This window comes from Oceanisphaera psychrotolerans (assembly GCF_001870485.1).
Classification (GTDB): Bacteria; Pseudomonadota; Gammaproteobacteria; order Enterobacterales; family Aeromonadaceae; genus Oceanimonas; species Oceanimonas psychrotolerans.
This window is the reverse complement of the sequence record NZ_MDKE01000044.1, coordinates 158530-184489: the sequence shown is the minus strand read 5'-3', so window position 1 is coordinate 184489 and position 25960 is coordinate 158530. Positions and strand designations below refer to the sequence as shown.

General features: G+C 56.5%; 27 protein-coding genes. 1 reads left to right on the top strand and 26 read right to left on the bottom strand.

The features are described 5' to 3' along the window. Positions 1-308: 308 nt before the first annotated feature. The 14 genes from cas2e to bioB all read right to left on the bottom strand — a co-directional run bounded on the left by cas2e (position 309) and on the right by bioB (position 14821). Positions 309-602 (bottom strand): type I-E CRISPR-associated endoribonuclease Cas2e, encoded by a 294-nt coding sequence (gene cas2e, locus BFR47_RS14180; RefSeq protein ID WP_071473662.1) that lies wholly within the window; start codon positions 600-602, stop codon positions 309-311. A gap of 2 nt (positions 603-604) precedes the next feature. Continuing rightward, a complete protein-coding gene (gene cas1e, locus BFR47_RS14175) occupies positions 605-1522 on the bottom strand; it encodes a type I-E CRISPR-associated endonuclease Cas1e (protein WP_071473661.1) in 918 nt (305 codons plus the stop codon). A 29-nt stretch (positions 1523-1551) separates the two neighbouring features. Further along, the gene (gene cas6e, locus BFR47_RS14170) at positions 1552-2379 is read right to left on the bottom strand and encodes a type I-E CRISPR-associated protein Cas6/Cse3/CasE (protein WP_071473660.1); all 828 of its coding nucleotides are present in this window, start codon (positions 2377-2379) and stop codon (positions 1552-1554) included. Position 2380: 1 nt separating this feature from the next. Next, the gene (gene cas5e, locus BFR47_RS14165; protein WP_071473659.1) at positions 2381-3115 is read right to left on the bottom strand and encodes a type I-E CRISPR-associated protein Cas5/CasD; all 735 of its coding nucleotides are present in this window, start codon (positions 3113-3115) and stop codon (positions 2381-2383) included. Between the two features lie 9 nt (positions 3116-3124). After that, a complete protein-coding gene (cas7e, locus tag BFR47_RS14160) occupies positions 3125-4159 on the bottom strand; it encodes a type I-E CRISPR-associated protein Cas7/Cse4/CasC (RefSeq protein ID WP_071473658.1) in 1035 nt (344 codons plus the stop codon). A gap of 15 nt (positions 4160-4174) precedes the next feature. Next, a complete protein-coding gene (gene casB / locus BFR47_RS14155) occupies positions 4175-4786 on the bottom strand; it encodes a type I-E CRISPR-associated protein Cse2/CasB (RefSeq protein WP_071473657.1) in 612 nt (203 codons plus the stop codon). Then, positions 4786-6378 carry a type I-E CRISPR-associated protein Cse1/CasA gene (gene casA, locus BFR47_RS14150; protein WP_071473656.1) on the bottom strand — a complete coding sequence of 531 codons (1593 nt, stop codon included), beginning with the start codon at positions 6376-6378 and terminating at the stop codon, positions 4786-4788. The genes casB and casA overlap by 1 nt, the downstream gene beginning before the upstream one ends. Continuing rightward, positions 6375-9107, bottom strand: coding sequence for a CRISPR-associated helicase/endonuclease Cas3 (locus BFR47_RS14145; RefSeq protein ID WP_071473655.1), 2733 nt, complete (start codon positions 9105-9107; stop codon positions 6375-6377). The genes casA and BFR47_RS14145 overlap by 4 nt, the downstream gene beginning before the upstream one ends. 99 nt (positions 9108-9206) lie before the next feature. Beyond that, on the bottom strand, positions 9207-10046 hold the full coding sequence (locus tag BFR47_RS14140; protein WP_071473654.1) for a BrxR family helix-turn-helix transcriptional regulator: 840 nt from the start codon (positions 10044-10046) through the stop codon (positions 9207-9209). 139 nt (positions 10047-10185) lie between these two features. Continuing rightward, a complete protein-coding gene (gene htpX / locus BFR47_RS14135) occupies positions 10186-11061 on the bottom strand; it encodes a protease HtpX (protein WP_071473653.1) in 876 nt (291 codons plus the stop codon). Positions 11062-11135: 74 nt separating this feature from the next. Beyond that, positions 11136-11819 (bottom strand): dethiobiotin synthase, encoded by a 684-nt coding sequence (bioD, locus tag BFR47_RS14130; protein ID WP_071473652.1) that lies wholly within the window; start codon positions 11817-11819, stop codon positions 11136-11138. After that, positions 11812-12612 (bottom strand): malonyl-ACP O-methyltransferase BioC, encoded by an 801-nt coding sequence (bioC, locus tag BFR47_RS14125; RefSeq protein WP_071473651.1) that lies wholly within the window; start codon positions 12610-12612, stop codon positions 11812-11814. The genes bioD and bioC overlap by 8 nt, the downstream gene beginning before the upstream one ends. Continuing rightward, entirely contained in the window at positions 12612-13763 is a 1152-nt protein-coding gene (gene bioF / locus BFR47_RS14120) for an 8-amino-7-oxononanoate synthase (protein WP_071473650.1), read from the bottom strand. The genes bioC and bioF overlap by 1 nt, the downstream gene beginning before the upstream one ends. Positions 13764-13789: 26 nt before the next feature. After that, positions 13790-14821, bottom strand: coding sequence for a biotin synthase BioB (bioB, locus tag BFR47_RS14115; RefSeq protein WP_071473649.1), 1032 nt, complete (start codon positions 14819-14821; stop codon positions 13790-13792). A 124-nt stretch (positions 14822-14945) separates the two neighbouring features. Between bioB and bioA the strand changes: the two genes are divergently transcribed. After that, the gene (gene bioA / locus BFR47_RS14110) at positions 14946-16208 is read left to right on the top strand and encodes an adenosylmethionine--8-amino-7-oxononanoate transaminase (RefSeq protein ID WP_071473678.1); all 1263 of its coding nucleotides are present in this window, start codon (positions 14946-14948) and stop codon (positions 16206-16208) included. 126 nt (positions 16209-16334) lie between these two features. On the opposite strand, the gene BFR47_RS19200 is transcribed toward bioA, so the two are convergent. The 12 genes from BFR47_RS19200 to BFR47_RS14060 all read right to left on the bottom strand — a co-directional run bounded on the left by BFR47_RS19200 (position 16335) and on the right by BFR47_RS14060 (position 25958). Continuing rightward, positions 16335-16466 carry a hypothetical protein gene (locus tag BFR47_RS19200; RefSeq protein WP_281245975.1) on the bottom strand — a complete coding sequence of 44 codons (132 nt, stop codon included), beginning with the start codon at positions 16464-16466 and terminating at the stop codon, positions 16335-16337. Then, a complete protein-coding gene (locus BFR47_RS14105; protein ID WP_245748943.1) occupies positions 16463-17287 on the bottom strand; it encodes a tetratricopeptide repeat protein in 825 nt (274 codons plus the stop codon). Before BFR47_RS14105 ends, BFR47_RS19200 begins: the two co-directional genes overlap by 4 nt. A 122-nt stretch (positions 17288-17409) precedes the next feature. Next, positions 17410-18357, bottom strand: a complete 948-nt coding sequence (locus tag BFR47_RS14100) for a type II secretion system F family protein (RefSeq protein WP_071473648.1) — start codon at positions 18355-18357, stop codon at positions 17410-17412. A 1-nt stretch (position 18358) separates the two neighbouring features. After that, the gene (locus BFR47_RS14095) at positions 18359-19333 is read right to left on the bottom strand and encodes a type II secretion system F family protein (RefSeq protein WP_071473647.1); all 975 of its coding nucleotides are present in this window, start codon (positions 19331-19333) and stop codon (positions 18359-18361) included. Between the two features lie 11 nt (positions 19334-19344). Then, complete coding sequence (locus BFR47_RS14090; RefSeq protein WP_483869865.1) at positions 19345-20154, bottom strand: TadA family conjugal transfer-associated ATPase; 810 nt, start codon at positions 20152-20154, stop codon at positions 19345-19347. Positions 20155-20162: 8 nt separating this feature from the next. Next, positions 20163-20651, bottom strand: a complete 489-nt coding sequence (locus tag BFR47_RS19500; protein ID WP_483869864.1) for an ATPase, T2SS/T4P/T4SS family — start codon at positions 20649-20651, stop codon at positions 20163-20165. 65 nt (positions 20652-20716) lie between these two features. Beyond that, positions 20717-21931, bottom strand: coding sequence for a CpaE/TadZ family protein (locus BFR47_RS14085; protein WP_071473646.1), 1215 nt, complete (start codon positions 21929-21931; stop codon positions 20717-20719). 3 nt (positions 21932-21934) lie between these two features. After that, positions 21935-22429: a TadE/TadG family type IV pilus assembly protein gene (locus tag BFR47_RS14080; protein WP_071473645.1), complete on the bottom strand. Its 495-nt coding sequence runs from the start codon at positions 22427-22429 to the stop codon at positions 21935-21937. Further along, a complete protein-coding gene (locus tag BFR47_RS14075) occupies positions 22426-22875 on the bottom strand; it encodes a TadE family protein (protein ID WP_083399160.1) in 450 nt (149 codons plus the stop codon). Before BFR47_RS14075 ends, BFR47_RS14080 begins: the two co-directional genes overlap by 4 nt. Continuing rightward, positions 22875-24200 carry a pilus assembly protein TadG-related protein gene (locus tag BFR47_RS14070; RefSeq protein WP_245748942.1) on the bottom strand — a complete coding sequence of 442 codons (1326 nt, stop codon included), beginning with the start codon at positions 24198-24200 and terminating at the stop codon, positions 22875-22877. Before BFR47_RS14070 ends, BFR47_RS14075 begins: the two co-directional genes overlap by 1 nt. Before the next feature lie 42 nt (positions 24201-24242). Beyond that, positions 24243-24512 carry an addiction module component gene (locus BFR47_RS14065; protein ID WP_071473644.1) on the bottom strand — a complete coding sequence of 90 codons (270 nt, stop codon included), beginning with the start codon at positions 24510-24512 and terminating at the stop codon, positions 24243-24245. A 36-nt stretch (positions 24513-24548) separates the two neighbouring features. Then, the gene (locus tag BFR47_RS14060) at positions 24549-25958 is read right to left on the bottom strand and encodes a type II and III secretion system protein family protein (protein ID WP_071473643.1); all 1410 of its coding nucleotides are present in this window, start codon (positions 25956-25958) and stop codon (positions 24549-24551) included. Positions 25959-25960 lie beyond the last annotated feature (2 nt).

The following is a 25960-nucleotide window of genomic DNA, read 5'->3' as shown; positions in this document are numbered from 1 at the left end:
CCCAGTTGCGGGGCCGGAACGGGTTCCGGGTCGAATTGTTCACGTACCAAGGCGGACAGACAAATCGACTGGCCGGTTCATCCCCGTGCGTACGGGGAACGGGCCACGCCGAAGCTCTGACCGGGGCTGGCCGACGGTTCATCCCCGTGCGTACGGGGAACGGTAGCCTAATTAGCTATAAGTATAAAATCAAACCGGTTCATCCCCGTGCGTACGGGGAACGGTCTAAACCTATATAACTGATTTAACTGAATTTTTCTATATATAAAAAATCCACCAATTTTTCCTGATTGTTAAAGTTCTATAACTTATTGATTTTCAACAGGGTAAAAAGACACCAAACGCAGCCCGTCCAAGTCCACCGGCATACGTCGATTTTCACCATGGGTCTGGAACTCGAAGCCGGATTCTGTATTGGTGGCCCAGGCCATAACGACATTACCCTGCTCTGCCAGTTTACTTACCTGTTCCCAAATCATTTCACGGATGCGTCTGGAAACATCACCCACATAAACACCGGCACGAATTTCCAGTAACCACACGGCCAACCTGCCACGCAGCCGTGCAGGCACGTTCTCTGTTACCACTACCAGCATGCTCATGATCAGCCACTCCTGTGTCCTGCCTCACCCAATGACTTTGGCTCAGGAATCGCAATCGGCTGGGCATCCTCGGGCGGTGGGGGTGGTTCAATCTCGCCGGCAGCCAGTACTTCTTCGATAAGAGGGATCAACCTGGCCAAGGTATTGCTGCGTCGAAAAATATCCCGGCAGGCAATGCGCACCGCTTTATCGGGCTGCGATGGATTTGTGCTGGCGATTTCAAATGCCTTTGGCACCACTGTCTCGAACTTGATGATATCGGCCATGTCATAAACGAACGACAGCGGTTTGCCGGTATGAACAAATCCAATCGCCGGAGCATAGCCCGCCGCCAGGATGGCGGCCTCTGTTATGCCATAGAGGCAGGCAGTGGCCGCACTGATACACTGATTGACCTTGTCACCCTTGGCCCAATCCTTGGGATCATAGCGCCGGCCGTTCCACTTTACGCCATACTGTTTGGCCAGCATGGCGTAAGTGGCCCTGACCCGGCTGCCTTCTATTCCCCTGAGTTGATCCACCGAACGTCGGCTCGGCGCTTCCTCACCAAAGCGCAGCTCGAACATCTTGCGTACCACCTTCAGGCGAAGATCGTCTTCCAGTGCCAGCTTCGCCTGATACAGCAACTTGTCGGAACGGGCGCCACCGGGCTGACCGGAGGCATACAGCCGTACTCCCGCCTCCCCAACCCACACCAGCAGGGTGCCCACGGTCGCCGCCAGCTTGGCAGCAGCGTGAGAGACGCGGGTACCCGGCTCCAGCATAATGCAGGCCACCGAGCCCACCGGGATATGAGTACGAACACCGGTTTTATCGATTAAAACAAAGGCGCCATCAATCACGTCAATTTGCCCATACTGCAAAAAAATCATGGATACCCTGTCTTTCATCGGTATGGGTTTAAGAGGGATGAACGCCATGACGACTCCATTGTAAATGGCAGAACAAATTAGGCACGCCGAATCATCAGCAGACCACATCCAAACGCCTTGGCCCGGCCTACACCTTGATAAAGGCTGTCTAACAGGAGCTCCGGCTCTTCAACAGTCAGGATGCCACTCAGGTTAATCGAGCTGAATACCGCACCGGATTTTTTACCTTTTATGGCATGTTGCAGATAACCGTCGATTTGCACCCCGCCTTCATGCTCCAGGCAACGGATCCCCATCTGAGAACTACGGCCCTGCCACCAGTCGATCAATGCCTGCTCCGAGAGGGTTTTTAAAGCCAAATCTATCGTTGCGCCTCTTCCCAGACGCGAAGTCAGAGCGTCACGATACTGCCCACTGGCCACCACGGTTTTCCAGCGAGAGATATCTTCATCGGAAGCCAAATCCAGTAGCTGGTGCTTCAGCTGTTTCTTACTGCCTTCTGCCGCCAAAGAACATTGTTTTGCTTCTTGATGCAACCATTGTCGCTGAGCATCCATCAGCACATCATGACGTTTACCCTGGCGGCACACGGTGGGATTAACCCTGATCTGAAAAGCCAATTTATCACCGGCCTTTAACTGGGGAGAAAAAGACCGGCTTTCCACATCAAACAGTTGAGATGAGTTATCCGGCTTTTCACGAGAAAGTACGTAAAAAATCGGCTCACCCGATGGTGCCAGCCGCCCGTCGCTCTGTTCATGGCGAAACAGAAAGCCACGCTGTTGCTCCTGGGTAAAAAGACGCCACAGCAACTGATGATGGCCGTAAACCCCCTTACTCATGGTTTTAACCAGCTCGCTTTTCGCAGCTTGGCTGTCGCCCAGTCTTACTCGGGATAAATACATGTTATTCCTCCACCAAGGTCAGCTGGTGCTCCTGCCGGGAGCCGAACTGCCAGGGCATCCGGCTAATCGGCTCGTCCCATACCTGGCAACTCTGTACACCATCGAAACTCCCCAGATCCTCGGCCTTCCCCTGCCACAGATAGGTGACCATGGAGCCTAAACCCAACCAGCGCCGATCCTGCTCGTGACTGTCGAGTACCGGTGGAAAGCGTTGATCGAGTGCCGATTTCAGATCTGACTCCACCAATAACGGCGCAACGGGTGCAGCAAGCGGACAGGCTTTTCTGCCCAGATATGGAATAAAAGCAGGTTTGGCCAATGCTCTGTTCAGAGCATCCAGCGTCAACTCACTTTCCTGCTGTTGCCATACCGCCACTATCCAGTAGCCATCGCTGCGATAATCCCGGCTGGACAGCACCGTATTCAATTTTTCCTTTGCGATGCTCAGCTCGTCTTTGCGGGTATGGAAGCTTCGCTTTCTATCCTGAGAGGGTACCTGGGCGGTGTGATAATCCCGGGTCAAGCCGCCACATGAATAGGCCTTGATGGCAACCCCCATACTGTTTCGCAACATCTCCAGCCGACTCGTATCCTCACGCTTGATACCAAGGGCCGCACCAAGTAGCCCCAATACCGCCGAGCGGGTAGGAGTAAGCGCCGATGGTCTGTCTCCGCCCACGGCCGCTTCGCCCCAGCTGGCCATGGAGCCATACAGACGAAAAACCAGATATTGCATAACGCCTCCTCAGTCGGCGACAAACGCCTTGAGCTGCTCAAAACTCCCGTCGCCTTCTACGGCATTCACCGCATAACGCGCATCGGCACAGGCACCATAAACCTTGTCGAAATTATCGGCTTGCCGTTGCAGCGCCTGCACGGCATCTTCCGCCTGGTTTTCGCCGACAATCGGCTTGAGGAAAGCCACAGACAGGGAACGAGGCTGTTGATCACCCTTTTCTGCCAGCACGTAAGACGCATATGCGCGGGAGGCAAAGCTGTTTTGTTTGCCCTTCGGCGAGACCTTTACTGCCGCCTCCACCAGTGCGGCAATGGCTTTATCTGCCAGCTCAAGATCTCCGCCCAGATTGGCGACCAGCAGTTCCTTATCGATGCAGATGTAGCTGTAAAACAAGGCAGCCGCAAAAGCGGACTCACCAATATGAGCCGCGCCCAGATCACTGTCGCCCCGGTTAAGATCATCTACCGCCGTAAAGTAATCTTCCTCTACCGCAACACCATGCACACTGATGGCGTGCGCTACCTGGCAGGCCGCCTCGCAGTTAAACTCGGGAGAGGACGCCAGCATGCGGCCGAACATGGCAATGTCCACGGCCTTCACGTTATGGCGCAGCAAAAACAATTCTTCTTTTTGCGGCGCCCTGTTTTCTTCGACCAGAGTGTTAACCAGCTTGTTGACCGCCTGCATCTCCTCCGGGCTGATATGGGCAAGCTGCTCAATCTCCAGGCTGTCTTTCTTGTTCTTGCCAAATACACCGGCTATTTCTATTGCCCATGCTTTCGCCTGTTTTTCCGCCACACCCTGCTCACTGAGCGTGTTGAATACTTCGGCTCCCAGCCGCTTGGTGCGGGTGCCGATGTGTTCGCCCAGCGTCTGCTCAAACACATCGGAAATACGCCAATTCCGTTTAAGGCTTTGTGAGCTGACCCTTAATCGCTCGGTGCCGCCCATGCGGGCGGTTTTGGGCCGGCCCAGGTCGTCCCGGTTAAGATTGGACGGGGCATAAGAGGTCAGCAGGTGCAGTTGAATAAATTTACTCATGGTGATTCTCCTTGATTAATCTTTGGTTTTTGTCAGACCTTTCTCGGCGGCCTGGTAATAATCCATCGCCCAGCGTACGGCAATCTTCTTGTCGGCGCGTAATGGCGCATGACCATAATGTTCATCAAACCAGCCCAGGATCCCTTTGGCCAATGACACCACCTGGGTCTGCCCCTTCACCTGCTTGACCAACCGATGCAATCGACGATAGAACTCCTCCGGCGTTCTTGCCCCCTGCAACTGCTGAAAGCGCAACTCACTGACTCTGGGCTTGTCGGTATTCGCGTCTATCTTTCCCAGTGAAGCCGCAAAACTGCGGCTGTCATCCTGCAGCCGTACATGGCTCAACACCCCCGCCAGCGTCGCCCAGGCAAGCATCGACCAAGGTCGGCGTTGCCGAGCCGATTCCGGTAAACCCAGCCACAAGGCCCTGAAGCCCTGGGTCATCAATACCGCTTCAGGAGTTTCTGTCCGCTTCAGTTCGGCACGAAATACGGTGGGTGCCGGCCTTATCTTCAAGGCGGTCAATTCCTGCTCGGATAATGTCATGGCTTGCCACCAGCGCATCAGTGCCGCTTCTCCGGCAAACGCTGATGTAGCCGGTGCGCTTTGTTCAATATCTGTCATCACGCCTGCTCCCTGATTAAGCTATCGATTCGATAATCATTTCTGAACTGCTTGATACGCTTGCTGCCCGCCAGCCAGCCACTAAGCCGACGCCGCGCCTGAATTTTTTTAGCCATGTCCCTGTCGGGATACAGGTTGGACAGGACCTGTTCATCAAACAGCTCCAACCCCTGGAATGACAAAGCACGGAGCCAGCGACGGGCAATCTCTGCCGTCAATCTGCCATCGCACGTATTGAGTAACGACTGCACGGCGATAAAAAACTCGGCCTGAGTTCGCTGCCAGAACTGCAAGTCGATCTGGCTGGTATCCCCCTTGGCATCTGCCGGCTTGTCAAACCAGGCGGCCTTAATCTGGGTTCGGCAATGCCACACCACTTCCTGTGCCAGGCTTTGCAGGACCTTGATTTCACTGAGCAGGGTATCTCTCAAATCGGCATCCAGACGGATCAGCGGAAATTCGCTGTTGTACCAGCCTCTGGCCTTCATATTGTCCATATCAAAACCAAAGGCCCACAACCTGGGCGCTTCTCCCCAATCAAAATCGAAGAAAGCCGATTTTTCCAGAACAAAATTCTGTACTACCTTGGCCGGCAGGTTGCCTTCGGTCCGATCAACAAAGCTCAGGCTGTGCCACTGCTTGTACTGAATGCCACCAGGCTGTCCCTTAGTGGACAGATAGCCCTCTTCCGGCTTTTTGGGATCAAAACGGTAATGGGTCAGTGGATGCTCCCAACTGCCGGAATAGTTATTGCCGTAATTGCTGGTACGGTACTGCCGGCACCGCCGTGAACAGGGTTGCCGACTGAGCTGACAGACACCCTCTTGCTCTTCAAACAACAGTTTTATCCGCCGGGGCATGGCCCAGAACATGGCCAGCGGGTGCACATCGCTGGCATAGATTTCACTGCCCTTGGCCTTGCTGATCCGGGTTGGGCCCAGCCAAGGGAACAGCGCTGCGCTCTGATAGTCCGGATCATCGTATTTCCAGGAATCCCGACTCTGAATATTCAGCCACAGCTTTTGCCACAGGCTGGCATCCACCTCATGGGGCAGCACCAGGGTGGTCAGGGGACCACCGCCTCTTAACCCGGTTCTGTGCCCCTGGCCACCGGACGGCGCATTGATTTGCAGGGTAAACAGCGCCAGGGCGGCCATTTCCGGCGACAGTACTTCGGCAATCCCGCGTTTGATAAAATGATCCGTGTTCAACTTGAGACCATTGGCACCGGGCGCTTCGATCAGTAGGCCGGACACGGGCCCGGGACTGACGCCATCCAGTGGATCCAGATCCTGCATAAAACGCGGGCCGTAGCCATCCAGCTCAAAGGCATGCTTGACCAAAGAAAGGCTGTCTGACAGCGTATTTTCATCAGGAGAGGTCTGGTACCAGTCTCGCCACTGATATTTGTCATCAGGCGCCATCACCGTTTGTAGCAGGCCAATGGCAAATTGATAGGCAGCACCATGAAAATCGGCCCTGGGCAAGGCAAAGTCCACCACATCCGGGTCGGCAATGGCACTGAGCGGCAACTGCCGTTCGCTGCCATCCCTGAAACGGTAGCTAAGCCAGGGATCGGTTATCAAATTCATTCAACCTCCTTATTGCTGACAAACACGCCTAATTCGGTTGAATAACCAAACAAGGGATCATGATCGGGTAACCAAGGCTGGAGAAACTTTGCCTGCGGGTAACGCTGTAATATGAGCTCAAAGGCCGTCTTCAGGTTATCGGGCAAGGGTGCCAGCTGATCGGCAAAACGCCGTTTGGCGAGCTTCACTATGCTGTTCTGGAGCGCATGGGACTCGCCTTCGGCCCACAGTTGCAGCCGCCCTTGCGGGTCACGTTTCAGTACCAGCACCTGAACGGTTTTCCTGTCTTCAAAACGGGTGCTGATCTCGATGTTGTCATCGTGCCAAGCGCTGGCACTGGTCTGGTTATAGCCCTTGTGCCAGTCTATCCGCTGACTCTTCGCCTGCGCAGACTGGCCACGTAACTCGCCAAAGTAGCAATCCTCTTTCTTTTTGAATGCATCCGGCATCCGTTCATAAGCATGGTCACCGTAAACGGCTTCGATCAGCGACCTCGCCTCGCCTGGCATGCGAATAGCGCCTAATTGCCGCAAAATTTCCATTCCCAGCCATAACCAGCCGGGGGAGCGATAGACATGCTCGGTATTGGGCAAATGACTGAGCAACCAGTCCGCATCGGGTTGATCCTGCCACTCGGGAGCATGAACAAGTAATAAAGGCGCCGAGCGTTCATCTTTTTCCTTATCTATGCAATTGCCTGCCTGATCCCTGATATGTCGGTGTTGGCGGCCTGCTCGCTGAATGAGATCGTCGATTGGGCAAAGGTCGGAGATCATCAGATCGGCGTCGGCATCCAGGCTTTCCTGAAACACCTGGGTGGCAATCAGAATTTTTCCTCGGCGTTCGGCCTGACCTCCTTTTTTACCAAACGTGGCCAAGACCCTGTTTTCTATGGCCTTTCGATCCTTCAAAGTAAAACGACTGTGAAACAGGGTCAGAATGTCAGTGGATTCCAGTTGTTCAACCAGTGCCTGATAGGCGCGGATGGCGTCATCCACCGAGTTGCGGATCCATACCACGCACTCGCCCCGCCGACTGGCGGCCAGGATCTGGCTGACACATTCCTGCTCGCTATGAACAAAACTCACCGCCAACTCACGGCTCACGGCCGCCCGACTGGCGACGGGTACTTCATTCAGCCGCTGCCCAGGAATGACCTGGGTTGCCAGCGGGAAATCATTTTTTTCAGGCAGCGATATTGTTTCCACACCGGCGGCTTCCTGCCAGATGCGACATAACCGCTCCCGCTGCCGTTTTGCCAGCGTCGCGGTCAGCAGAATGGCACTTCCTCCCTGACGCAAATGGACCCGCAGCAAGTCGTCAAGCAGCTCAAACATAAAACTGTCCGCCGCATGAACTTCATCAAAAATCAGGATCTTCCGGTGCAATCCCAGCAAGCGAAGAGGTTGATGCTTACGCGGCAGTACCGTCATCAGCGCCTGATCGATAGTGCCGACCCCCACCGCCGCCAGCAGCGCCTTTTTACGAGAATCGGCCAGCCAATGGTTGCAATACAGACTGGCCGTCTCTTCGCCGTCGGTATAGGCAGAGTCCGTTTTTACTGCTGTCGTCAGGGCTTCGAGAAAATGGTCGTTCATTTCCCTGGCACCATGCGCCAGCACTATACTGGGTCGGCTACCATCAACGGACAGCATTTGCTGATAATGCTCCGCCACCCGGGAAAACATGGCATTGGACGTTGCCATGGTCGGCAGACCGAAATAAAAACCATCGGCTTCGCCCTGCTGTAACAGACGGTGAGTCAACGCCAGAGCGGCTTCTGTTTTCCCCGCCCCGGTCACATCTTCAAGAATGAACAACTGTGGCCCCGATGCCAAAGGCACCGATTCCGCCCAGGCCTGCAACGGAGTAGGCTCAAAACCAAAATGCTTCTGTACCGATAGAAATGGCTGAACCTTTACCGGCTTGACCAATTCTGTTGCCGCAAGCGCACGTAGTGCTTTTTCTTGAGCTTGTGGCCAATACTCGGCCAACGTCAAATCAGCGCTTTGATATTCAAAAAATGCCGTATCTGAACCTATCCAGTCGCTTAAAATCGCAATCCCAGATAAATGCCAGCTGACCTGACGCAAGCGAGTCAGCCACTCCCTGTCGGCCAGTTTTTGCTCGGGCCATGTCACCTTTAGTAACTGGGCACAATCCCGGATAAAGTCACAGGCCGCATCCACATCCGAATCGTGACAATAATCTTTCATCATTCTCGGCTGGCTGCCCCAGTCGATGGGATAGCCATGGTGACCAAACACCACATCCAGCAAGGCATTCAGGCTATCGAGAGCCGGGGTGACCTGACTGATGTCGACTTGGTTCAGTCCGATGTCTGCCCCATCGAGCCGCCGCCCCCGGCTGGCCATTAACCAGAAAAAATAGCCCAGCCGGTCATGGCGGGCCTGACGGCTGTCGTAGCCCGATCTGGGTTGATTACGAATTAATGGGCTATCTGCAAAATCCGCCAGGTTCTGGAACGCCGAGGCGAATTTACCCAGATCATGCAGCATCAGCGAAAAGGTAAATATTTGCCGCAACTGGCCGGGAGCGATATCCAGAAACTCGGCCAGGTTACGGGTCAAGGGTTTGTCTTCGTCCAGCAAGAACCAGCCAACCGCCGCTACATCCAGGCAGTGATAGGGCAACAAATGGTAGTATTCTCCTTCCTGCCCATCATCCTTGCGCGCCTTGCCCCAGTAACGGAAATAACTGGCACTCATTCGCCTTACTCCTTTTTTCGATTCTGTATCTACTCTCACCTCTTTCCCCTATTCCGCCAACACTGTGCAAATAAACATGTCGCTTCAGGCGACAGGTCGTCAGCCGAACAGCCAGGGTTTGATGTCGTCGATATTGGCCAGAATCAATTGCTGGGCGGCGGGATTGCCGTCGAGCATTTTTACGTTTATCTGCATATCCTGTAACAGGTAATTGGCCAGGGCGGCGCGGGTGTTCAGCCGTAGTTCGCCGTTTTGCATGCCGTAGTCGAGGGCCAAGGCTTCTTGCTGCTCGCGGGTAAGTCGGGGATCGGGCGTAAGGATCAAGGTGAGTTCGGTATGCCAGCCCTCGTCGGTGGGCAGCGGAGCCAGCGGCGGTCCTTCCAGAATGGCTTCGCCACGAAAACGACTGAGCACCAGATCACGATAGCCCTGCGCTTTTTCGCACCAGGCACGCAGGTGCCAGCGGCGGCCGGTGTTGACGAAGGCGGTCGGCACGATAATGCGGCCGCTGCGATCGGGGCGAGACACGGCCACATAGTCTACCTCTACCCGTTGCTGCCGGCGCAATGCCTGCACCAGTGGGCGAATAGTCTGCGGGCTGACGTTACGGGGCGGATGAGAAAGCATCAGGTGAGGAAGCCTGCAATCCGCAGTTTCGGGCATAGCATGGGCGCTCTGGCCCGTCATCCAGTTGAGGTACTCGGCTACGTCACCGGAAATAAATGCGGGAGCAAATTGCCTGGTCGGCAAATAGCCCTTGGCGGAGGCGCTGTAATATAAATTATCCGGATAGTGCCGCAGATATTGATTGATATCCTTGCTGGCCTGCTGGCGCCCGAGCTGAAAAAACTGTTGCAGGTGGCGGCAGCTGATCCGGCCTTCCCAGTTGGCAATCAGTTCAATCAACCAGAAACGGCGGCCCGGTTCGGTTTTTATCATTTTATTTTCGCTTATCCGTGCTTGGTTATTTTTATCGTTATGGCCTCTATTTAAAGCAAGAAAACTTCAATAATTCAAACAATAAAAAAACCCCGGCGAGCCGGGGTTAAAAACCAAACTACAGGGCTATATCAATCTATTACGGCTGTTCGCGCAGGCTCTGGATGCGTTTTTCCAGCGGCGGGTGGCTCATGAACAGTTCGCTGTGACGCTTGCCGTTGATACCAAAGGCGGCGAGTGAACCTTCCAGCTCCACTTCGGGGCCGCGACGCAGGCGCTCCAGAGCGGCAATCATCTTCTCTTTGCCGGCCAGGCGGGCACCGCCCTGATCGGCGCGGTATTCACGCTGGCGGCTGAACCACATCACGATGATGGAGGCCAGGATACCAAACACCAGTTCCAGTACCATGACGATGGCAAAGTAGGCCAGGCCACCCATGCCGCCGCCTTCTTCCTCTTCATTGTTGCTGAAGAAGCCGCTGATGATGTTGGCCACGATGCGGGCGAAGAACATCACGAAGGTGTTCACCACGCCCTGGATCAGGGTCAGGGTTACCATGTCGCCGTTGGCCACATGGCTCACTTCGTGGGCCAGTACCGCTTCGGCTTCGTCCCGGCTCATGCTGTACATCAGGCCGGTACTCACCGCCACCAGAGCGTTGTTGCGGCTGGCGCCGGTGGCAAAGGCGTTCATGTCCGGCGAGTCGTACACACCCACTTCCGGCATGCCGATGCCGGCCTGCTGGGCCTGGCGGGCCACCGTGGTCATCAGCCAGTGTTCCATTTCATTGCGGGGCTGTTCAATCACCTGCACGCTGTAGGCACGCTTGGCCATCCATTTGGAGATGAGCAGCGAGATGGTCGAACCGCCAAAACCGAATACGGCACAGAACACCAGCAGGCCACCGACGCTGCTGCGATCGATTCCCAGCATCGAAAACACGATATTCAGCACCACGCCCAGCACCAGCACCACGGCCAGGTTGGTGGCGATAAACAGCAGAATGCGTTTCATAACCTTTCCTTACTTCAACGAGTCTGCAGACATAATATGTCCGCGTGGGCGAAATTCAAGATGGTCATGATGAATTATTTCAGTAAAGGTGCAAGATCTATAAAACCGGTGGCGGTGTCTTCCCCCTCTTCACCCAGCCAGGGGATCTCGCCCAGCAACGGTGCCTTGATGCGTTGCTTGAGGGTAGCGGCGTTTTCTTCGTAATGACTCATTTCGGGATCGACCCGGTTCAGCACCCAGCCGGCCACCACCAGGCCGTCGTGTCGAATGGCATCCAGCGTCAGCAGGGCGTGGTTGATGCAGCCCAGCCGCGCGCCCACCACCAGGATCACCGGCAGGTGCTCTTTCCTGACCCAGTCGGACAACAGGTGTTGTTCGTCCAGCGGCAGTCGCCAGCCCCCGGCGCCTTCGGCAAAAATCCAGTCGACGGCGGTTTCCTTCAGCCGGGCCAGGCCCTCGCCGATATGGTGAATGCTGATGGTTTCATTGGCCTTGGCTGCGGCAATGTGGGGGGCGATGGCCGGGGCAAAGGCGTAGGGGTTGTGCATGTGGTAGGGCAGCGCGATGGACGAAGCCGCCTGCAGGGTCAGGGCGTCACTGTTCTTGAGCTCGCCGTCAATCAGCTCGCAGCCGGAAGCCACGGGTTTGTAGCCCAGTACTTTCTTGCCCGCCTCGGCAGCGGCCCGCATCAGCGCCCGGGTAACGAAGGTCTTACCCACTTCGGTGTCGGTACCGGTAATGAAAAATGTCTTAGCCATAGATGACTCCATACGCCAACCGATAGGTGGCCACACAGTGGCCCTGATTGTTCTTAGGATAGATGAGATTCAGTCGCTGCCAGGCTTGTTTGCCCATCAGCCCGGGCCGGCGGTCGCCGTTGACCCGATTGGCACCGATGCCCTTGAGATCGAGCAGCAACCCTTTCAGTTGCGGATAACCGAGTTGCTCGTCCACCTGCTCCAGTTGCCAGCGGCGGCCGGTGGCCGCCAGGTAGTGCGCCAGCGTCTCGGGCGCGACAAAGCGGTTGATGTGGGCATGGCCGTCCAGTTGCCGCCAGCTGTTTTCCAGCTCGTGCAGGCTGCCCGCCAGCAGGGTGGAAAACACCAGCACACCACCGGGTTTGAGGCGCGCACTCCAGCCCTTGAGCCAGGCGGCCGGATCGGCGCTCCACTGCAGGCAGAGGTTGGCGAAGATCCAGTCCAGGCTTTGTTCGGGCAGCGGCATGGCGTCCATATCGGCGCAGATGGGCTGGATGTCGGCTTTTCTGGTTGCCTGTTGCAGCATGTCGGGTGACAAATCCAGCGCCAGCAGCTGGTTGGCTCGCTGTTTGAGCTCGGGCGCAAACCAGCCGCTGCCACAGCCCAGATCCAGGCCGGTGTCGGCCCACGCCGGCAGCCGCGCCAGCAGGGCGTTGCCGCTGCGGCGCTGCAATTCGTTGTGTTGCTCGTAGCTGTGGGCGGCGCGGCCGAAGGCGGCGGCGACCTTCTGTTTATCGATAGGCTCCGCCAGCGGTGGCGTGGTAACCCCGGTGGTCACTTGTGTGGTATCCATTACCTCTGCTCCTGCCGGGCGGCCTGTGTTAAGGCACCGACCAGCGCCGTAATGTCTTCGGAACGATGGGCGGCACTCAGGGTAATGCGCAGCCGGGCCGAGCCTTTGGGCACCGTGGGCGGACGAATGGCGCCCACCCAAAACCCCCGCTCGCGCAGCCGGGCGGCCAGCGCCAGGGTGCTGTTCTCGTCACCGACGATCAACGGCTGAATGGCGGTGGCGGACGGCAGCAGCGCAAATGGCAGGGCGGCCACCCCTTCGCGAAACTGCCGAATCAATTGCCGCAGGCGGTCGCGTTGGTCGTCCGCCTGTTGTACCAGCCGTACCGCCGCCAGAATGGCGGCAGACTGTGGCGGCGGCAGATGGGTGCTGTACACGTAGCTACGGGCGTGATTGTGCAGATAGTCAACCAGGGCACGGCTGCCGCCGACGAAGGCACCGCTCACGCCGAGTGCCTTGCCGAAGGTACCCATGGTAATTTGCACCTGTTCGGCGGCGATGCCCTGCTCGCTCAAGGTACCCCGACCCGCCTTGCCCAGCACGCCCAGGCCGTGGGCATCGTCGATCATCAGCCAGTTGCGGCTTTGCTCGGCCAGTTGGGCCAGCCCCTGCCAGTCACCCTGATCACCGTCCATGCTGAACACCCCTTCGGACACGATAAGCCCCGCCTCGGGCTTGAGCTTCGCCGCCAGGGCGGCCATGTCGTTATGAGCGAAGCGCTGCATGCGGGCCGGGCTGAGTGCGCCCGCTTCCTGCAACGAGGCATGATTGAGCCGGTCTTGCCACAGCCAATGCTCCTTGCCGAGCAGGCTCTTGATGACCGCCTGATTGGCGGAGAAACCGGAGCTGAACAGCATCACCGCCTCCAGCCCCAGCCAGTCGGCCAGCTCGCTTTCAAGCGTCCGATGAACGGCCTGATGCCCCACCACCAGTGGCGAGGCCACGGCACCCACGCCAAACTCGCGGGCGGCGGCATCGGCGGCGGCCCTGAGTTCGGGCGCCTGACTGAGGCCCAGATAATCGTTGCCGGCAAAGTTGAGATAGGCCAAGCCGTTGGCCCACAGCTGCCGGCCACCGACCCGCTCGATCACCGGCAGGCTGCGCTTCAGACCCGCCGCTTCACGCTCGTTCAGGCTCAGATTAAAAGGCATGGTGTTCTCTCGATTAACGCGGTGTTTCAGGCTTCGTAAAACAGCGGCTTGGGTTCGTTCTGGGCGGCGAGTTGCTCGTGCAGCTCTATTTCGGTCATTTCGTCCGGCTTCTGGCTGGCGCCACTGGGCCGCACGCCGAGCCGCTTGAACAGCTGCATGTCGCTGTTTTCGTCCGGGTTGGGAGTGGTCAGCAGCTTGCAGCCGTAGAAGATGGAGTTGGCGCCGGCCATGAAGCACAGGGCCTGCATCTGATCATTCATCTTCTCGCGGCCGGCAGACAGCCGCACATGGCTTTGCGGCATCAGGATACGAGCCACGGCGATGGTGCGGATAAAGTCGAAGTCGTCCAGATCTTCCTGGTTTTCCATCGGGGTGCCCTTGACCTTCACCAGCATGTTGATGGGCACGCTTTCGGGCTGACGCGGCAGGTTGGCCAGCGCCAGCAACAGACCGGCGCGATCTTCCGGGCTTTCGCCCAGGCCGACGATGCCGCCGGAGCACACCTTCATGCCGGCGTTGCGCACGTTTTCCAGGGTGTTGAGCCGGTCGGCATAGGTACGGGTGGTGATGATGTCACCGTAAAACTCCGGACTGGTGTCCAGGTTGTGGTTGTAATAGTCGAGCCCGGCATCGGCCAGCCGGTCGGCCTGCTCGTTGTTGAGCATACCGAGGGTCATGCAGGTTTCCAGGCCCAGGGATTTGACCTCCTGCACCATTTTTACCAGGTAAGGCATGTCCCGCTCCTTGGGGTTACGCCAGGCGGCGCCCATGCAGAAGCGGCTGGAGCCGTTGGCCTTGGCCTCTTTGGCCCGCTCCAGCACTTTTTCCATTTCCATCAGCCGCTCTACTTCCAGCCCGGTGCTGTAACGAGCACTCTGCGGGCAGTATTTGCAGTCTTCCGGGCAGGCGCCGGTCTTGATGGATAACAGGGTGCTGACCTGTACCTCATTGGGATCGAAGTTGGCCCTGTGCACCTGCTGAGCTTCAAACAGCAGATCGAAAAAGGGGCGTTCAAATAATGCGAGCACCTGCTCACGGGTCCAGTTTTGACGGCTCATGCTTGCCCTGTATCCTTAAATTCAAGAGGTGTTTTTTGTTGGCTAGTGTAAGCACCGGTGCTAGCCTGTCAACCAACAAGAGAGAACAAGGTTTACATTCGTCTATTTTATGAGCAGTGAAATTATGAACAATCAGGCCTTCGATCTGCATCATCTGTGGCACCCTTACACCTCGCTCACCCAGCCTCTGCCCTGTTACCGGGTAGAACGTGCCAGCGGCGTTTATCTGCAACTGGCGGATGGCCGCAAGCTTGTCGACGGCATGTCGTCCTGGTGGGCCTGCCTGCACGGTTACAACGTGCCCGAGCTGAACCAGGCCGCCACCGCCCAGTTGGAAAAGATGTCGCATGTGATGTTCGGCGGCTTGACTCACGATCCGGCCGTCAACCTGTGCCGGGCGCTGAGCCAGGTGCTGCCAGAGGGGCTGGATCGTTTTTTTCTGGCCGACTCGGGCTCGGTGTCGGTAGAAGTGGCGCTGAAAATGGCCATTCAGTACTGGCATGGCCGGGGCCAGCCCAAAACCCGCTTTGTCACCCTGAACAAGGGCTACCATGGCGACACCTTCGGTGCCATGAGCGTGTGCGACCCCAACGGTGGCATGCACAGCCTGTACAAGGGGTTTCTGCCCAAGCATCTGTTTATCGACAGCCCCAAAAGCCGCTTCGGCGGTGACTGGGACCCGCAGGATCTGCAACCGCTGGAGCTGATCCTGGAACAACGGCATCACGAACTGGCGGCCCTGATCCTGGAGCCCATCGTGCAGGGCGCCGGCGGCATGTGTTTTTATCACCCGGAATACCTGAAAGGCGCGCGTGCGCTGTGCGACCGGTACGATGTGCTGCTGATTGTCGATGAAATCGCCACCGGTTTCGGCCGCACCGGCAAGCTGTTTGCCTGCGAATGGGCCGGCATTTCGCCGGATATCATGTGCATCGGCAAGGCACTGACCGGCGGCTACATGACCATGGCCGCCACCATCACCACCCGGCAGGTAGCCGAAACCATCTGCCACGGCCCCGCCGGGGTGCTGATGCACGGCCCCACCTTCATGGCCAATCCGCTGGCCTGTGCGGTGGCAACCGCCAGCCTGGAGCTGCTGCTGGCATCACCCTGGCAGAATCGCATCCAAAACATTGAAGCACAGTTACAGCGCGAGCTGGCACCGGCGCGCGAACTGCCCCGGGTGGCCGATGTACGGGTACTGGGCGGCATTGGCGTGATTGAGTTGCATGAGCCGCTGAACGTGGCCGAGGTGCAACAACGGCTGGTAGAACAAGGGGTCTGGATACGCCCCTTCGGCAAGCTGCTGTATGTGATGCCGCCCTACATCATACAACCGGACGAACTGAGCCAGCTCACCCAAGCCATGTTGAATATTTGCGAATAAAGAACGGCTGCAATCAGCAGCCGTTCTTTAATGCCTTTTCATACTGCAGATACGCAGGTATGGCCACTCCAACGAAAACGCCGGCCTGAGCTCGCAGGCCGGAGCAACGTGCCATTATTGGCACTGTTAGCGTTTGGCTACCGCCGACATGGTCTTGGCCTGACCCAGATTGGCCACCGCCTTGGGGTAATAACGAGGTGAAGCATCGATGGCGCGCTGAAAAAGGCTGCCGGCCTCTTCGTAGGCACCTTCCATCATGGCGATATAGCCAGGTCGTTGAGTGCCTCGGCCTGAGAGCCATTCTTGCGCAAGGCCGCCAGGGCTTCCGACTTGCGCCCCCAGCGATAATACAGCAGCCCCAGATTACTCCAGGCTCGCCGGTATTGCGGATCCTGATTCACCGCCCGGGTCAGCGCCCGCTCGGCCTGGGGGTACTCGCCTTCCAGGTAATAGGAGAAGCCCAGATTGGTATGCAGCATGGCCAGGCCCGGCTGTATGTTGAGGGCGCACTGGTAATACTGACGAGCCTGCTCACCCTGCTCCATGATGTCCGCCAATAACCCAAGTCCATTGTAGCTACGCCAGGGGGACTCATTATCGGTGACGCAGGCGCCCGCCTCCCCTGTTGATGCCTTGAGCCGAGACTGGTCGGCCGCCACCACCTCCTGCAACAGGGTCTCGGCTTCCTGATGACGTTTCATGTCCACCAGTAATAACGCCAGGGCTTCTTTCAGCTCCGGTCGTTTCAGATCGCTGGCCATGGCCTGGCGATACGCCGCTTCGGCCTGGCTGTTATTGTCGCGTTGTTGCTCCAGCCTGGCGATATTGAAGTAAACGTCGGCCTTGTTAAACTGATGAAATTCCAGTGCCTGACGATAGGCATAAATCATGGAGTCCGCATTGCCCGATGCCTGGGACTGAGCAATCAGCATACTGGCCTCGGTCGCATTGGTCGGTTTGATCACCCCCGAGCCGGGGGACTTGACTCCCAACAGCCCGCTATCATTCGCATCGTTGGTACTGGCACAGCCACTTAACAGCAGCATCGTGACTAGCGCAATCGTCTTCTTGTTGTTCATTGTCAGATCCTTAAACCAGTCCGTGGTCAAAGAAAGCATAGCCAAAAAAACACTTCTCACCGGGTTAATCGCATTCCGCCTGCCGATTGATCTTGCCGGCATGAATCCCATGATGACAGCGACTACATGCTGCCAAACACCTTGAACACCTTGAGCAAGGCCGGCCCGATGGCGACGATAAAAAAGGATGGCCAGATAAAAAAGACCAGCGGGAAAATCATCTTGGTGCCAATTTTGGCCGCCAGTTCTTCCGCCTCCTGCTTGCGCTTGATGCGGTATTCATCGGCATAAGTACGCAGGGTTTCGGCGATACTGGTACCCAACTGGATGCACTGATTAATCGCCACGTTCAGGCTGCGGAAGTCTTCCAGCCCGGTACGCAGAATGAATTCCTCAAACGACTGCTGCATGCTGAGCCCCGCCCGCAACTTGGCGGAAATCAGCCCCAGCTCTTCGGCCAGTTCTTCATGATTAAGGCTGATCTCCCGCGCCACCCGCTGCAAGGCGGCCTTGAAGCCCATGCCCGCCTCGGTACATACCACCAGCAGGTCCAGCGCATCCGGCATCGCCATTTTCATCTGCGTCATGCGCCGATTGGCCAGGCGCTCCAGCACAAATACGGGCAAAATATAGGCCACGTAGCCCACCACCACCAGTAACAGCATGATAATGTTGTAGGACAGCGGGGTGCTGGTCAGCATGATCGCAAGTGCAATCAGCACAGATAACATCACCACCAGCAGCCGTATGCCGTTGAACACGCGGTAGGCAGAATTTTTCTGAAAACCGGCATGCACCAGCAGGGTGCGCACCCGGTGACCACTGAAGGTACCGGTGCCGCCGTTTTTGGCCAGTACCAGTCGGTGCTCCAGGCTGTCCTGCTGCTGCTCTTCCACCTCCTGTTGCATGTGATTCAGCCGCCGGCGATAGGGGTTGACTACCCCTCCCGCTACCAGGGCCAGCCCCCAGAACAGGGTGATGGCCGACAGTGCCACCCCGCCGATCAACAGCCACTGGCGTATCTGTGTCTCCGCCATACTCGCTTTAAACAGCTCCATCAGATCCGTCATGTTACACCTCGATCTTGATAATGCGGCTGATCCACCAGATACCCAGCGTCATGGCGATACCGCCATAAATCAATAGCCGGCGCCCATCCTTGGTCGTGACCAGCTCGGTGATATAACTCGGTGTAGTCACATACATCAACGCAAACAAGGCGAAGGGGGTCAGCACCAGCACCCAGCCCGACATGCGTCCCTCTGCCGACAGCGTTCTGACATGGCGGTTGAATTTGAACCGGTCACGGATAATGGTGGCCAGCTTGTCGATATTCTCCACCAGGTTACCACCGGTTTCCCGCTGTACCTGTACCGCGCTGATCAGCGCCATGTTGGACACACTGGGCACCCGCTCCAGCAGCCCGGTCATGGCCTTGCGGATATCCTTGCGATAGTTGATGTCGGCAAACACCAGCGCAAACTCCCGCCCCAGCGGATTGGGCATCTGCTCGCTGATGAGCTTGATGGTGTCGGCAAAGGAATATCCCGCCTGAAGACCCCGCTTCATGATATCCAGCGCCTCCGGTAACTGCTGCTCATACAGCGCCAGCCGATGATAGTAATTACGTTTGAGCTTGAGGTGTACGGCCAGGGCGGGCAACACCAGCGCCATCAGCACCAGCAGCCAGCTCTGCCACAGCCACCAGCAGAGCACCGCCAGCATCAGGCTCCCAGCGCCGATCATAAGCACCAGCTGATAGGCATAAAGCCGCGAGCCGGCCAGTTCCAGCGCAAAGGCTACCCGCTCCATCAACGCCGAGGTTTCCAGACGCCGCAGCAACGGCGAAAGGGCATCCAGTCGTTTGGTACGATAGATGGAGACCTGTTGCTGTTCGCGATTTTCCGCCTCCAGCGCCTCGAGCCGCCGCTTGAGCAGGGCAGAACGATTCAGCCTGGGCTGAGTCACCGGCACAAACATGGCCAGACTCAAAAACACCACCGCCAGCCCCACCAGCGCCAGAAAGATAAGGGTATTACTGGTCATAAGACCTCCCGCTAAAAAATGCCCTTATGCAGCTCGTCGTCACCAAAGAGGCTGCGCGGTAACACCATGCCACGACGGGCCAGGCGATCGTAGAAGTTGGGCATCACCCCGGTTGGGCGATGGCGCCCCTGCACGTTGCCCTCGGCGTCGATACCGGTGCGCTCGAAGGTAAAAATTTCCGACATGGTAATGGTTTCCCCTTCCATGCCGTGTACCTCCTGCATGCTGACCATGCGTCGCCGGCCGTCTTCCTGCCGCTCCAGCTGAATAATCAGATCCAGTGCCGACGCCACCTGAGCCCGAATGTTCTTTACCGGCATGTCGAAGCCGGTCATGGACACCATGTTTTCGAGTCGCCCCAGAGCATCCCGTGGGGTATTGGCGTGAATGGTGGTAAGTGAGCCTTCGTGACCGGTATTCATGGCGGTGAGCATGTCGAACGCCTCGGCACCGCGCACCTCCCCCACCACGATACGGTCGGGCCGCATCCGCAGGGTGTTTTTGACCAGGTCACGCATCGCGACTTCCCCCCGCCCTTCAACGTTGGCAGGCCGACTTTCCAGCTGGACCACATGAGGCTGCTGCAGTTGCAGCTCGGCGGAGTCTTCTACCGTGATGATGCGCTGGTTGGCCGGAATAAAGCCGGACAGGATATTCAGGAAGGTAGTTTTACCGGTGCCGGTACCACCGGAGATCAGAATGTTGAGCTTGCCCTTGACCACCGCCTCCATCACCTCGGCCACCGCCGAAGTGATGGTGCCGAAGTCGATCAGGGTGTCAATAGCCAGCTTTTCGACCGTAAACCGGCGTATGGACAGCACGGGGCCATTCAACGCCAGCGGCGGAATAATGGCGTTGACCCGGGAGCGTCTTTCAAACGGGCATCCACCATGGGTGACAGTTCGTCGATCCGGCGGCCCACGCTGGAAACGATACGCTCTATCACCCCCATCAGATGGGCATCGTCATTAAAGGTCAGCGGTACTCGCTCTATACGGCCCCGGCGCTCTACATAAATGTTTTTGGCGCCGTTCACCATGATATCGGCGATACCGGGGTCGGCCAGCAAGGGCTCAAGCGGGCCGTGCCCCAGAATTTCATCGAGCAGCTGACGCACTATCTTGTGACGGGAGTCAACCGACAAGGGGGTAGGCGAGTCCTGCATTATCTGAAAACACAGGCGTTCAATCTGTTCGCTGGCCTGTTCACGAGAAATGGTCTGTAACATGGGCAAGTCCAGCATATCCATCAGCTTGCCATACAGACGATGTTTGTGGCTTTCTTCGTCGCTGTTAAGAATATAATCTTCCAGGTTCATCCTTGACCCCCATTGTTATCCTGTATTGGTCAAACCCATTATTTCGTGCTGACCAAACCCGTTCTTCAGCCTTGGCCAAACCATCTTTTAAGCAAGCCCGGCTTTGTAACCGCTGCCGCATCCTGCGGCTTGATTTCATCGACAATGTCTTCGAACACCTTGACCAACTTATGTTTTTTTTCTATTTCCACCACCAGCTTACCCAAATCGGTGCAGTTTTCCGCCAGGGTAAAGTCATTGAGCAACGTCAGGATATGCGTGATTTCGGTGGTCTGTTCTATTTTCTTTAAGGTGAGATCCTTCCGCTTGTCGTAACGGTTTATCAGCAGAATAATTCTGCCTTTCGGTATGCCCAGCTCGTGCCGGAGACGTTTCAGCAGATACATGGTTTCCCGCAGAGCAGACAGCGACTGCTGCATGACCACCAGTACATGGTCGGCACATTCCAGAACCGGCAAGTTCCAGCTCTCGGGTCCGCGGGACAGGTCCACCACCACCTGCTGGTACTGGCTGCGCAGCAGATACATCAGCTGGGAACAGCTTTTGGCCGTAGGCACGTAGTGTTCGGTCAGCGATGGTGGCAACGACGGCAGCACATCGAGCCGCTCCCGTGCCGGACTGACCATGCCAGACAGCGCCATCGCATCCATCTCCGTGGCCCTGAGCATGCCACTGGCCAGGCTACCCTGCTTGTCGTGTACGTTGAGATAATCCGCCAGCGAGCCGTAGTGTAGGTTGGCATCAACCAGCAATACCTTGTCGTCGTCATCGGTCTGGCTAAGAGCATAGCCCAGATTGGCACAGATAAAACTGGCGCCGGACCCGGGTTTGCCGTTCACCACCACGGTCACCGGTGCCAGCCGGGCGCTGGCCGCCAGTTTGTCCGCCACCCGGGTCAGAGCCGACCACAGTTCTGCCGGCTGATATTCGAAGGGTAAAAAGTCCACCGCGCCCAGCCGCATGGAACGGCGCATCAGCGCAGTATGACTGGGGTCGCCTACCACGATGACCGGCGGCGACTGCGCCGACCGGCGCTCCAGTTCATCGTACACCATGGAGATCATGGGGTGATCCACCAGCAACAATACCTGCCGGCCCGGCTTGGGCAACGCTTCCTGTTCGGATAACCGTCGCAACTGCAACTGACTGGATTGCAGTTCGCTCTGCAACTGCGGCCATAAGCGACCGTCCGGATCTATCACGCTGATTTGCAACGGACAGGCCAAGATCGAACGAGTTGATGAATCGCTTTCCAGTTCTACAATTTTGGCGTCTGTCATAAATCAGGCTCCTCCGGTGTCACATGAAATGTTTCCGGATTTAGTTATCCCTAGGCTTTCAGCCCGTAAAGTACTGGAAAAATCCGGTGCCAACATGGACAAATCCACCGTTAACGGCAATATCATCTGGTATTGATAATTGACTATCTGACTGCGAATATAACGAATGCTGTTAGAATCCGCGCCTTCAGGTGCGGTGAGTTCTTTGCCCGTCTCATCGAGATATTTGAAATCTAGGTTTCCTGGAATAAAACCCGGCAACGATCCCCCCAATTGCTGGACAACCTGTCCCGCTACCACGCCTCCCTGTACATCATCAACCAGGCACACCGTTGCCAGTCGTGCAGCCCGGCGAGACGCCTCATTGAGTACTCCCCAAGTATAAAGCAGCCGGCCCGCCTCCATCACCGCAAACATGGTTAAAAACACCACAGCCCCCACTATAGCGAACTCCACCGTTGTGGTGCCTTTTTGCAACTGAATGGAGCGACGATTCATAATAACGCCCTCATTATCATACTGGTTTCTAATGGAAAATTTAATGAAATGGTATTGCCAAAGAACATATTGAAGCTATCACCAAACATTGGCTGCCAGTCATAACTGACATGGATCTGTACATAAGTCTCACCATCTATCAATAACGGTGAAACATTTATGTCTTCGGCTTTCAGCCCCGGCAAAACGGTTTTTGTACCTATGGTTTCCTGGCCATAAAGGATCATATTTCTGGTCTTGTCCTGCACCAGGCTGACATCAAAATTGCCCGGATTAGGGCTAACACTGGCGGTTCGAGCTCCAGCCCTAACTGCCTTGGTCAAGGTATTGTATTCGTAGAGCAGGCGCCCAAACTCCCCGATGGTCAGCATCAACAGCAACATGATAGGCAGAACTATGGTTGCCTCAACGGCAGCCAGCCCTCTTTGCCTGGATAAGCGCATCATTATGAATCGCCTCCCATCTCATTTTTATATAACACCAACCGATAGGGACCGTTATTTAAATTGCTGTTACCCACACCTTCGGCCGTGCAGTTTTTGACGAACTCGGCAACGATAAACTGATCCGTCCCCTGCCCCGTCACCTCCTGAATCAGGTACATACAGGCGGTCCCCATGGAGGGCACTGTCGTTTTTCCCTGGTTGATACCGCTGCAGTTACCCACCGGCACCTTGACCATTCGCCGCTTAGGCATGCAATGCTGCGTATTGGGTACGGTTGAATAACTCCCGTACTTATTTACATAATCCGGATAGCTCTGCAACTTGCTCAGCAGAGCGGTATCGTTCAGCACTGTGCTGCCTGCTGTGGAAGAAAAGTCGGATGATTTGAATTTCAAGGGCGTCAAGTTAGGAACGGCACAATCCGCATAAAAAGCATCAGACCCTGCGGATGACGGGGCATCCATTGGCTCACTCATCGGGCTTTTATACTTGCCAAAACGGGTATTCAAGCCGGCCGTGGTAGGTCCTATCATATTCCCGGTTTTTGTCGTGATATCATCACCCTTGGCAATACATGAGGCGTCGGTCAAGGCACCCGCCAGACCATCCCGATAGCCATCCGCACCAGGTCCCCCCAGATCCACCGCTAAAAAGTTACCCGGCCCGACTGGCGTGTTATTGGTTGGCACCTTTATAACCACCACATCCCCCCTCTCACTGTCACTGGAAGGTGTAAACCCATAATCATAATCATCGGGTAGATAGTCAGGGTCAGGTGGGTTGGTATCGTTGACACACATCATCAATGGAATAATCTGGCAAGGATCCTGGATAGTCGGGCTTGCGCCGGCAACCGCCGAAGCCCCCACCTGCCAGATATCAATAAGCAACTGTGAAAAGAATTGATCCACCGGCACTGTGGGCAGAGTCACCCGGATATAACGTGCAGCTTCATCATCGGTGTGTTTAAATTCGAATTTATCTCCCGCTAGGTTATATACAGTGTGAGAAAATTCTACCGTCACATCCTCGGCTAAGTTACCTGTATCGATATTAACCCGGCTGAACCCATCACCAGATAAAATAGCCGTCAGAGTCGCTTCTACTGCTTGCCGGGCTGCATTGTGGTTGCCTCCCTTGTCAAGCGTTTCGGCGCCACTCAGTGCGGCCGAGTCCACCGCATCCTGCACCCGAGTCTTGTTCAGCAACAGATAGCCCCCATCCAGCGCCAAGGCGGTGAAGCCGAGCAGCGTAAAGAGCGCTATCGTCACCAGGACGAGCACGGCGCCTTTCTGTTGCTTGCGGTGCGATAACGCTTTCATCATGTTTCTCCTGCTTATCAATCGCCGAGATTTAATCACCGAAATTTAATCGCCAAAATTGAGGGTGACCTGGGTTTTCCCCTCACTGGGCGCTTCGGCCCCTTTCACGTATTTGTCGTGCAGCGACACCCCATATTCGCCATTCAGGGTCAGGGCCGCGATCTTACCGTCGTTGCGCATCCCCGCCTCAGGATCCATGATTTGCAGCTCATCCAGCTCCTGTACGCTGTCCCCCATGGCAAAGTCGTAGTAACGTTCACCCGCACAACCGGCCAATACGCCAGTCGCCAGCAGCATCAGTAATATTGTTTTCATCGCATTTCTCCTCTCGATACCGACTGTTCGTACTGGCTATAAAGACTGGCCATAAGTCTGCTCCATGCCACCTTCGGCCACAGCGGGATTCATGCCGGTATTACCGGAAGGCTGAGCCAACGGGGTTTGATCACCAGCGCGATCGCGCCGAGACATGTTACCCAAAAGATAAAACTCCATATCGCTTGGCTCGATAAAGCCTTCGGTGGGCAAGGTCACCTGCTGTTTGTCGAAGGGTCGTACCAGACGGGGAGTTACCATGATCACCAGCTCGGACTCGCCCTTGGCATAGCTGCGGCTGGTAAACAGATTGCCCAGAACCGGAATATCACCGGCAAAGGGCAGCTGGCTAACCGACTCACGGGTGCTTTCGCTGAGCAGGCCGGCTATGCCGATAGTCTGGCCATCACCCAGCTCTACCGTGGTACCGGCACTGCGTTTGCTGAGGGCGGTAATATCGCCAAACAGCGGTACATTGGCGGAGTTGGCCACCACCGGCTCGCTCACCGACAGGTTGAGGTTAAGATTGATTTTTCCGCTGCTCAACACCACCGGGGTAAACTTGAGCCCAACCCCGAACTCCTTGAACTCGACGGCCACACCATCTTCGGTGGGTACCGGCACAGGGTATTCACCACCGGAAAGGAATTCGGCCGACTGACCGCTGATGGCGGTAATGCGAGGCTCGGCCAGCACCCGAGCCAGGCCGCGGGTCTTGGCCAGGTCCAGCGCCACCGAGAACAGGGTGTCACCGGTTTGCAGGGTACCCACCAGGGTATTGGTGCCAAAATTGGCCAGCTGGGAAACGCTGTCACGCAGCAGGTTCAGATCCCAGTTGCCGGTGCCCACACTCAGACCGAAAGCAGACTCCCAACTGCGGGAGGTATCTCTCGCCACCTCGGCCACGGTAACTTCCAGCATCACCTGCTGGCCCCCACCCACACTCATCATATTCATAACCTCGGAGCGGGCCACGCCCCCTTCGGCGGCGACCACATAGCCCCGGCCCAGTTCATAGGCCGCGTTAAGTCGATCAAGATCGGATACCTCGCCACTCATCACCAACTGCCCCTGAGAGGTATGCACCTGAATGGGCTCGTTGGGCAAAAAGCGATAAAGCCGCTCTTTGAGTCCCTGCAGGTCATGGCTGACTTCTATGTCGTACACCTGCATCAGGCCATCGTTCATGTCCCACACCATCAGGTTGGTATGGCCGAGCGACTTACCTACCAGATACAGCTCCCTGTCTTGCAACACCAGAACATCGGCAATAGCGGGGTTACCCACCGATACCCGACTGGCAGGTCTGTCCAGCATCAGCGAGCGAGACTTGTGAATAGGCAACTGCACTTCGTTACCTGCCTGTTTTACGCTGCCACCGGCCCATAACAGCCCGGGCGACAACAGCAGCACCGCTCCCAACATTGTGTTTATCAGGGTTTTCATAG

Excerpts from the sequence above, each read along its gene's own strand:
- BFR47_RS14100 (WP_071473648.1), bottom strand. The coding sequence starts at position 18,357 with ATGACGGATCTGATGGAGCTGTTTAAAGCGAGTATGGCGGAGACACAG.
- cas5e (WP_071473659.1), bottom strand. The coding sequence starts at position 3,115 with ATGCAATATCTGGTTTTTCGTCTGTATGGCTCCATGGCCAGCTGGGGC.
- bioF (WP_071473650.1), bottom strand. The coding sequence starts at position 13,763 with ATGCCTTTTAATCTGAGCCTGAACGAGCGTGAAGCGGCGGGTCTGAAG.
- BFR47_RS14075 (WP_083399160.1), bottom strand. The coding sequence starts at position 22,875 with ATGATGCGCTTATCCAGGCAAAGAGGGCTGGCTGCCGTTGAGGCAACC.
- BFR47_RS19200 (WP_281245975.1), bottom strand. The coding sequence starts at position 16,466 with ATGATGGAAGGTGCCTACGAAGAGGCCGGCAGCCTTTTTCAGCGCGCC.
- BFR47_RS14070 (WP_245748942.1), bottom strand. The coding sequence starts at position 24,200 with ATGATGAAAGCGTTATCGCACCGCAAGCAACAGAAAGGCGCCGTGCTC.
- BFR47_RS14140 (WP_071473654.1), bottom strand. The coding sequence starts at position 10,046 with ATGATAAAAACCGAACCGGGCCGCCGTTTCTGGTTGATTGAACTGATT.
- BFR47_RS14060 (WP_071473643.1), bottom strand. The coding sequence starts at position 25,958 with ATGAAAACCCTGATAAACACAATGTTGGGAGCGGTGCTGCTGTTGTCG.
- BFR47_RS14145 (WP_071473655.1), bottom strand. The coding sequence starts at position 9,107 with ATGAGTGCCAGTTATTTCCGTTACTGGGGCAAGGCGCGCAAGGATGAT.
- BFR47_RS19500 (WP_483869864.1), bottom strand. The coding sequence starts at position 20,651 with ATGAACCTGGAAGATTATATTCTTAACAGCGACGAAGAAAGCCACAAA.
- BFR47_RS14085 (WP_071473646.1), bottom strand. The coding sequence starts at position 21,931 with ATGACAGACGCCAAAATTGTAGAACTGGAAAGCGATTCATCAACTCGT.
- BFR47_RS14105 (WP_245748943.1), bottom strand. The coding sequence starts at position 17,287 with ATGAACAACAAGAAGACGATTGCGCTAGTCACGATGCTGCTGTTAAGT.
- cas7e (WP_071473658.1), bottom strand. The coding sequence starts at position 4,159 with ATGAGTAAATTTATTCAACTGCACCTGCTGACCTCTTATGCCCCGTCC.
- bioA (WP_071473678.1), top strand. The coding sequence starts at position 14,946 with ATGAACAATCAGGCCTTCGATCTGCATCATCTGTGGCACCCTTACACC.
- bioD (WP_071473652.1), bottom strand. The coding sequence starts at position 11,819 with ATGGCTAAGACATTTTTCATTACCGGTACCGACACCGAAGTGGGTAAG.
- BFR47_RS14065 (WP_071473644.1), bottom strand. The coding sequence starts at position 24,512 with ATGAAAACAATATTACTGATGCTGCTGGCGACTGGCGTATTGGCCGGT.
- bioC (WP_071473651.1), bottom strand. The coding sequence starts at position 12,612 with ATGGATACCACACAAGTGACCACCGGGGTTACCACGCCACCGCTGGCG.
- cas1e (WP_071473661.1), bottom strand. The coding sequence starts at position 1,522 with ATGGCGTTCATCCCTCTTAAACCCATACCGATGAAAGACAGGGTATCC.
- BFR47_RS14080 (WP_071473645.1), bottom strand. The coding sequence starts at position 22,429 with ATGAATCGTCGCTCCATTCAGTTGCAAAAAGGCACCACAACGGTGGAG.
- bioB (WP_071473649.1), bottom strand. The coding sequence starts at position 14,821 with ATGAGCCGTCAAAACTGGACCCGTGAGCAGGTGCTCGCATTATTTGAA.
- cas2e (WP_071473662.1), bottom strand. The coding sequence starts at position 602 with ATGAGCATGCTGGTAGTGGTAACAGAGAACGTGCCTGCACGGCTGCGT.
- htpX (WP_071473653.1), bottom strand. The coding sequence starts at position 11,061 with ATGAAACGCATTCTGCTGTTTATCGCCACCAACCTGGCCGTGGTGCTG.
- cas6e (WP_071473660.1), bottom strand. The coding sequence starts at position 2,379 with ATGTATTTATCCCGAGTAAGACTGGGCGACAGCCAAGCTGCGAAAAGC.
- casB (WP_071473657.1), bottom strand. The coding sequence starts at position 4,786 with ATGACAGATATTGAACAAAGCGCACCGGCTACATCAGCGTTTGCCGGA.
- casA (WP_071473656.1), bottom strand. The coding sequence starts at position 6,378 with ATGAATTTGATAACCGATCCCTGGCTTAGCTACCGTTTCAGGGATGGC.
- BFR47_RS14095 (WP_071473647.1), bottom strand. The coding sequence starts at position 19,333 with ATGACCAGTAATACCCTTATCTTTCTGGCGCTGGTGGGGCTGGCGGTG.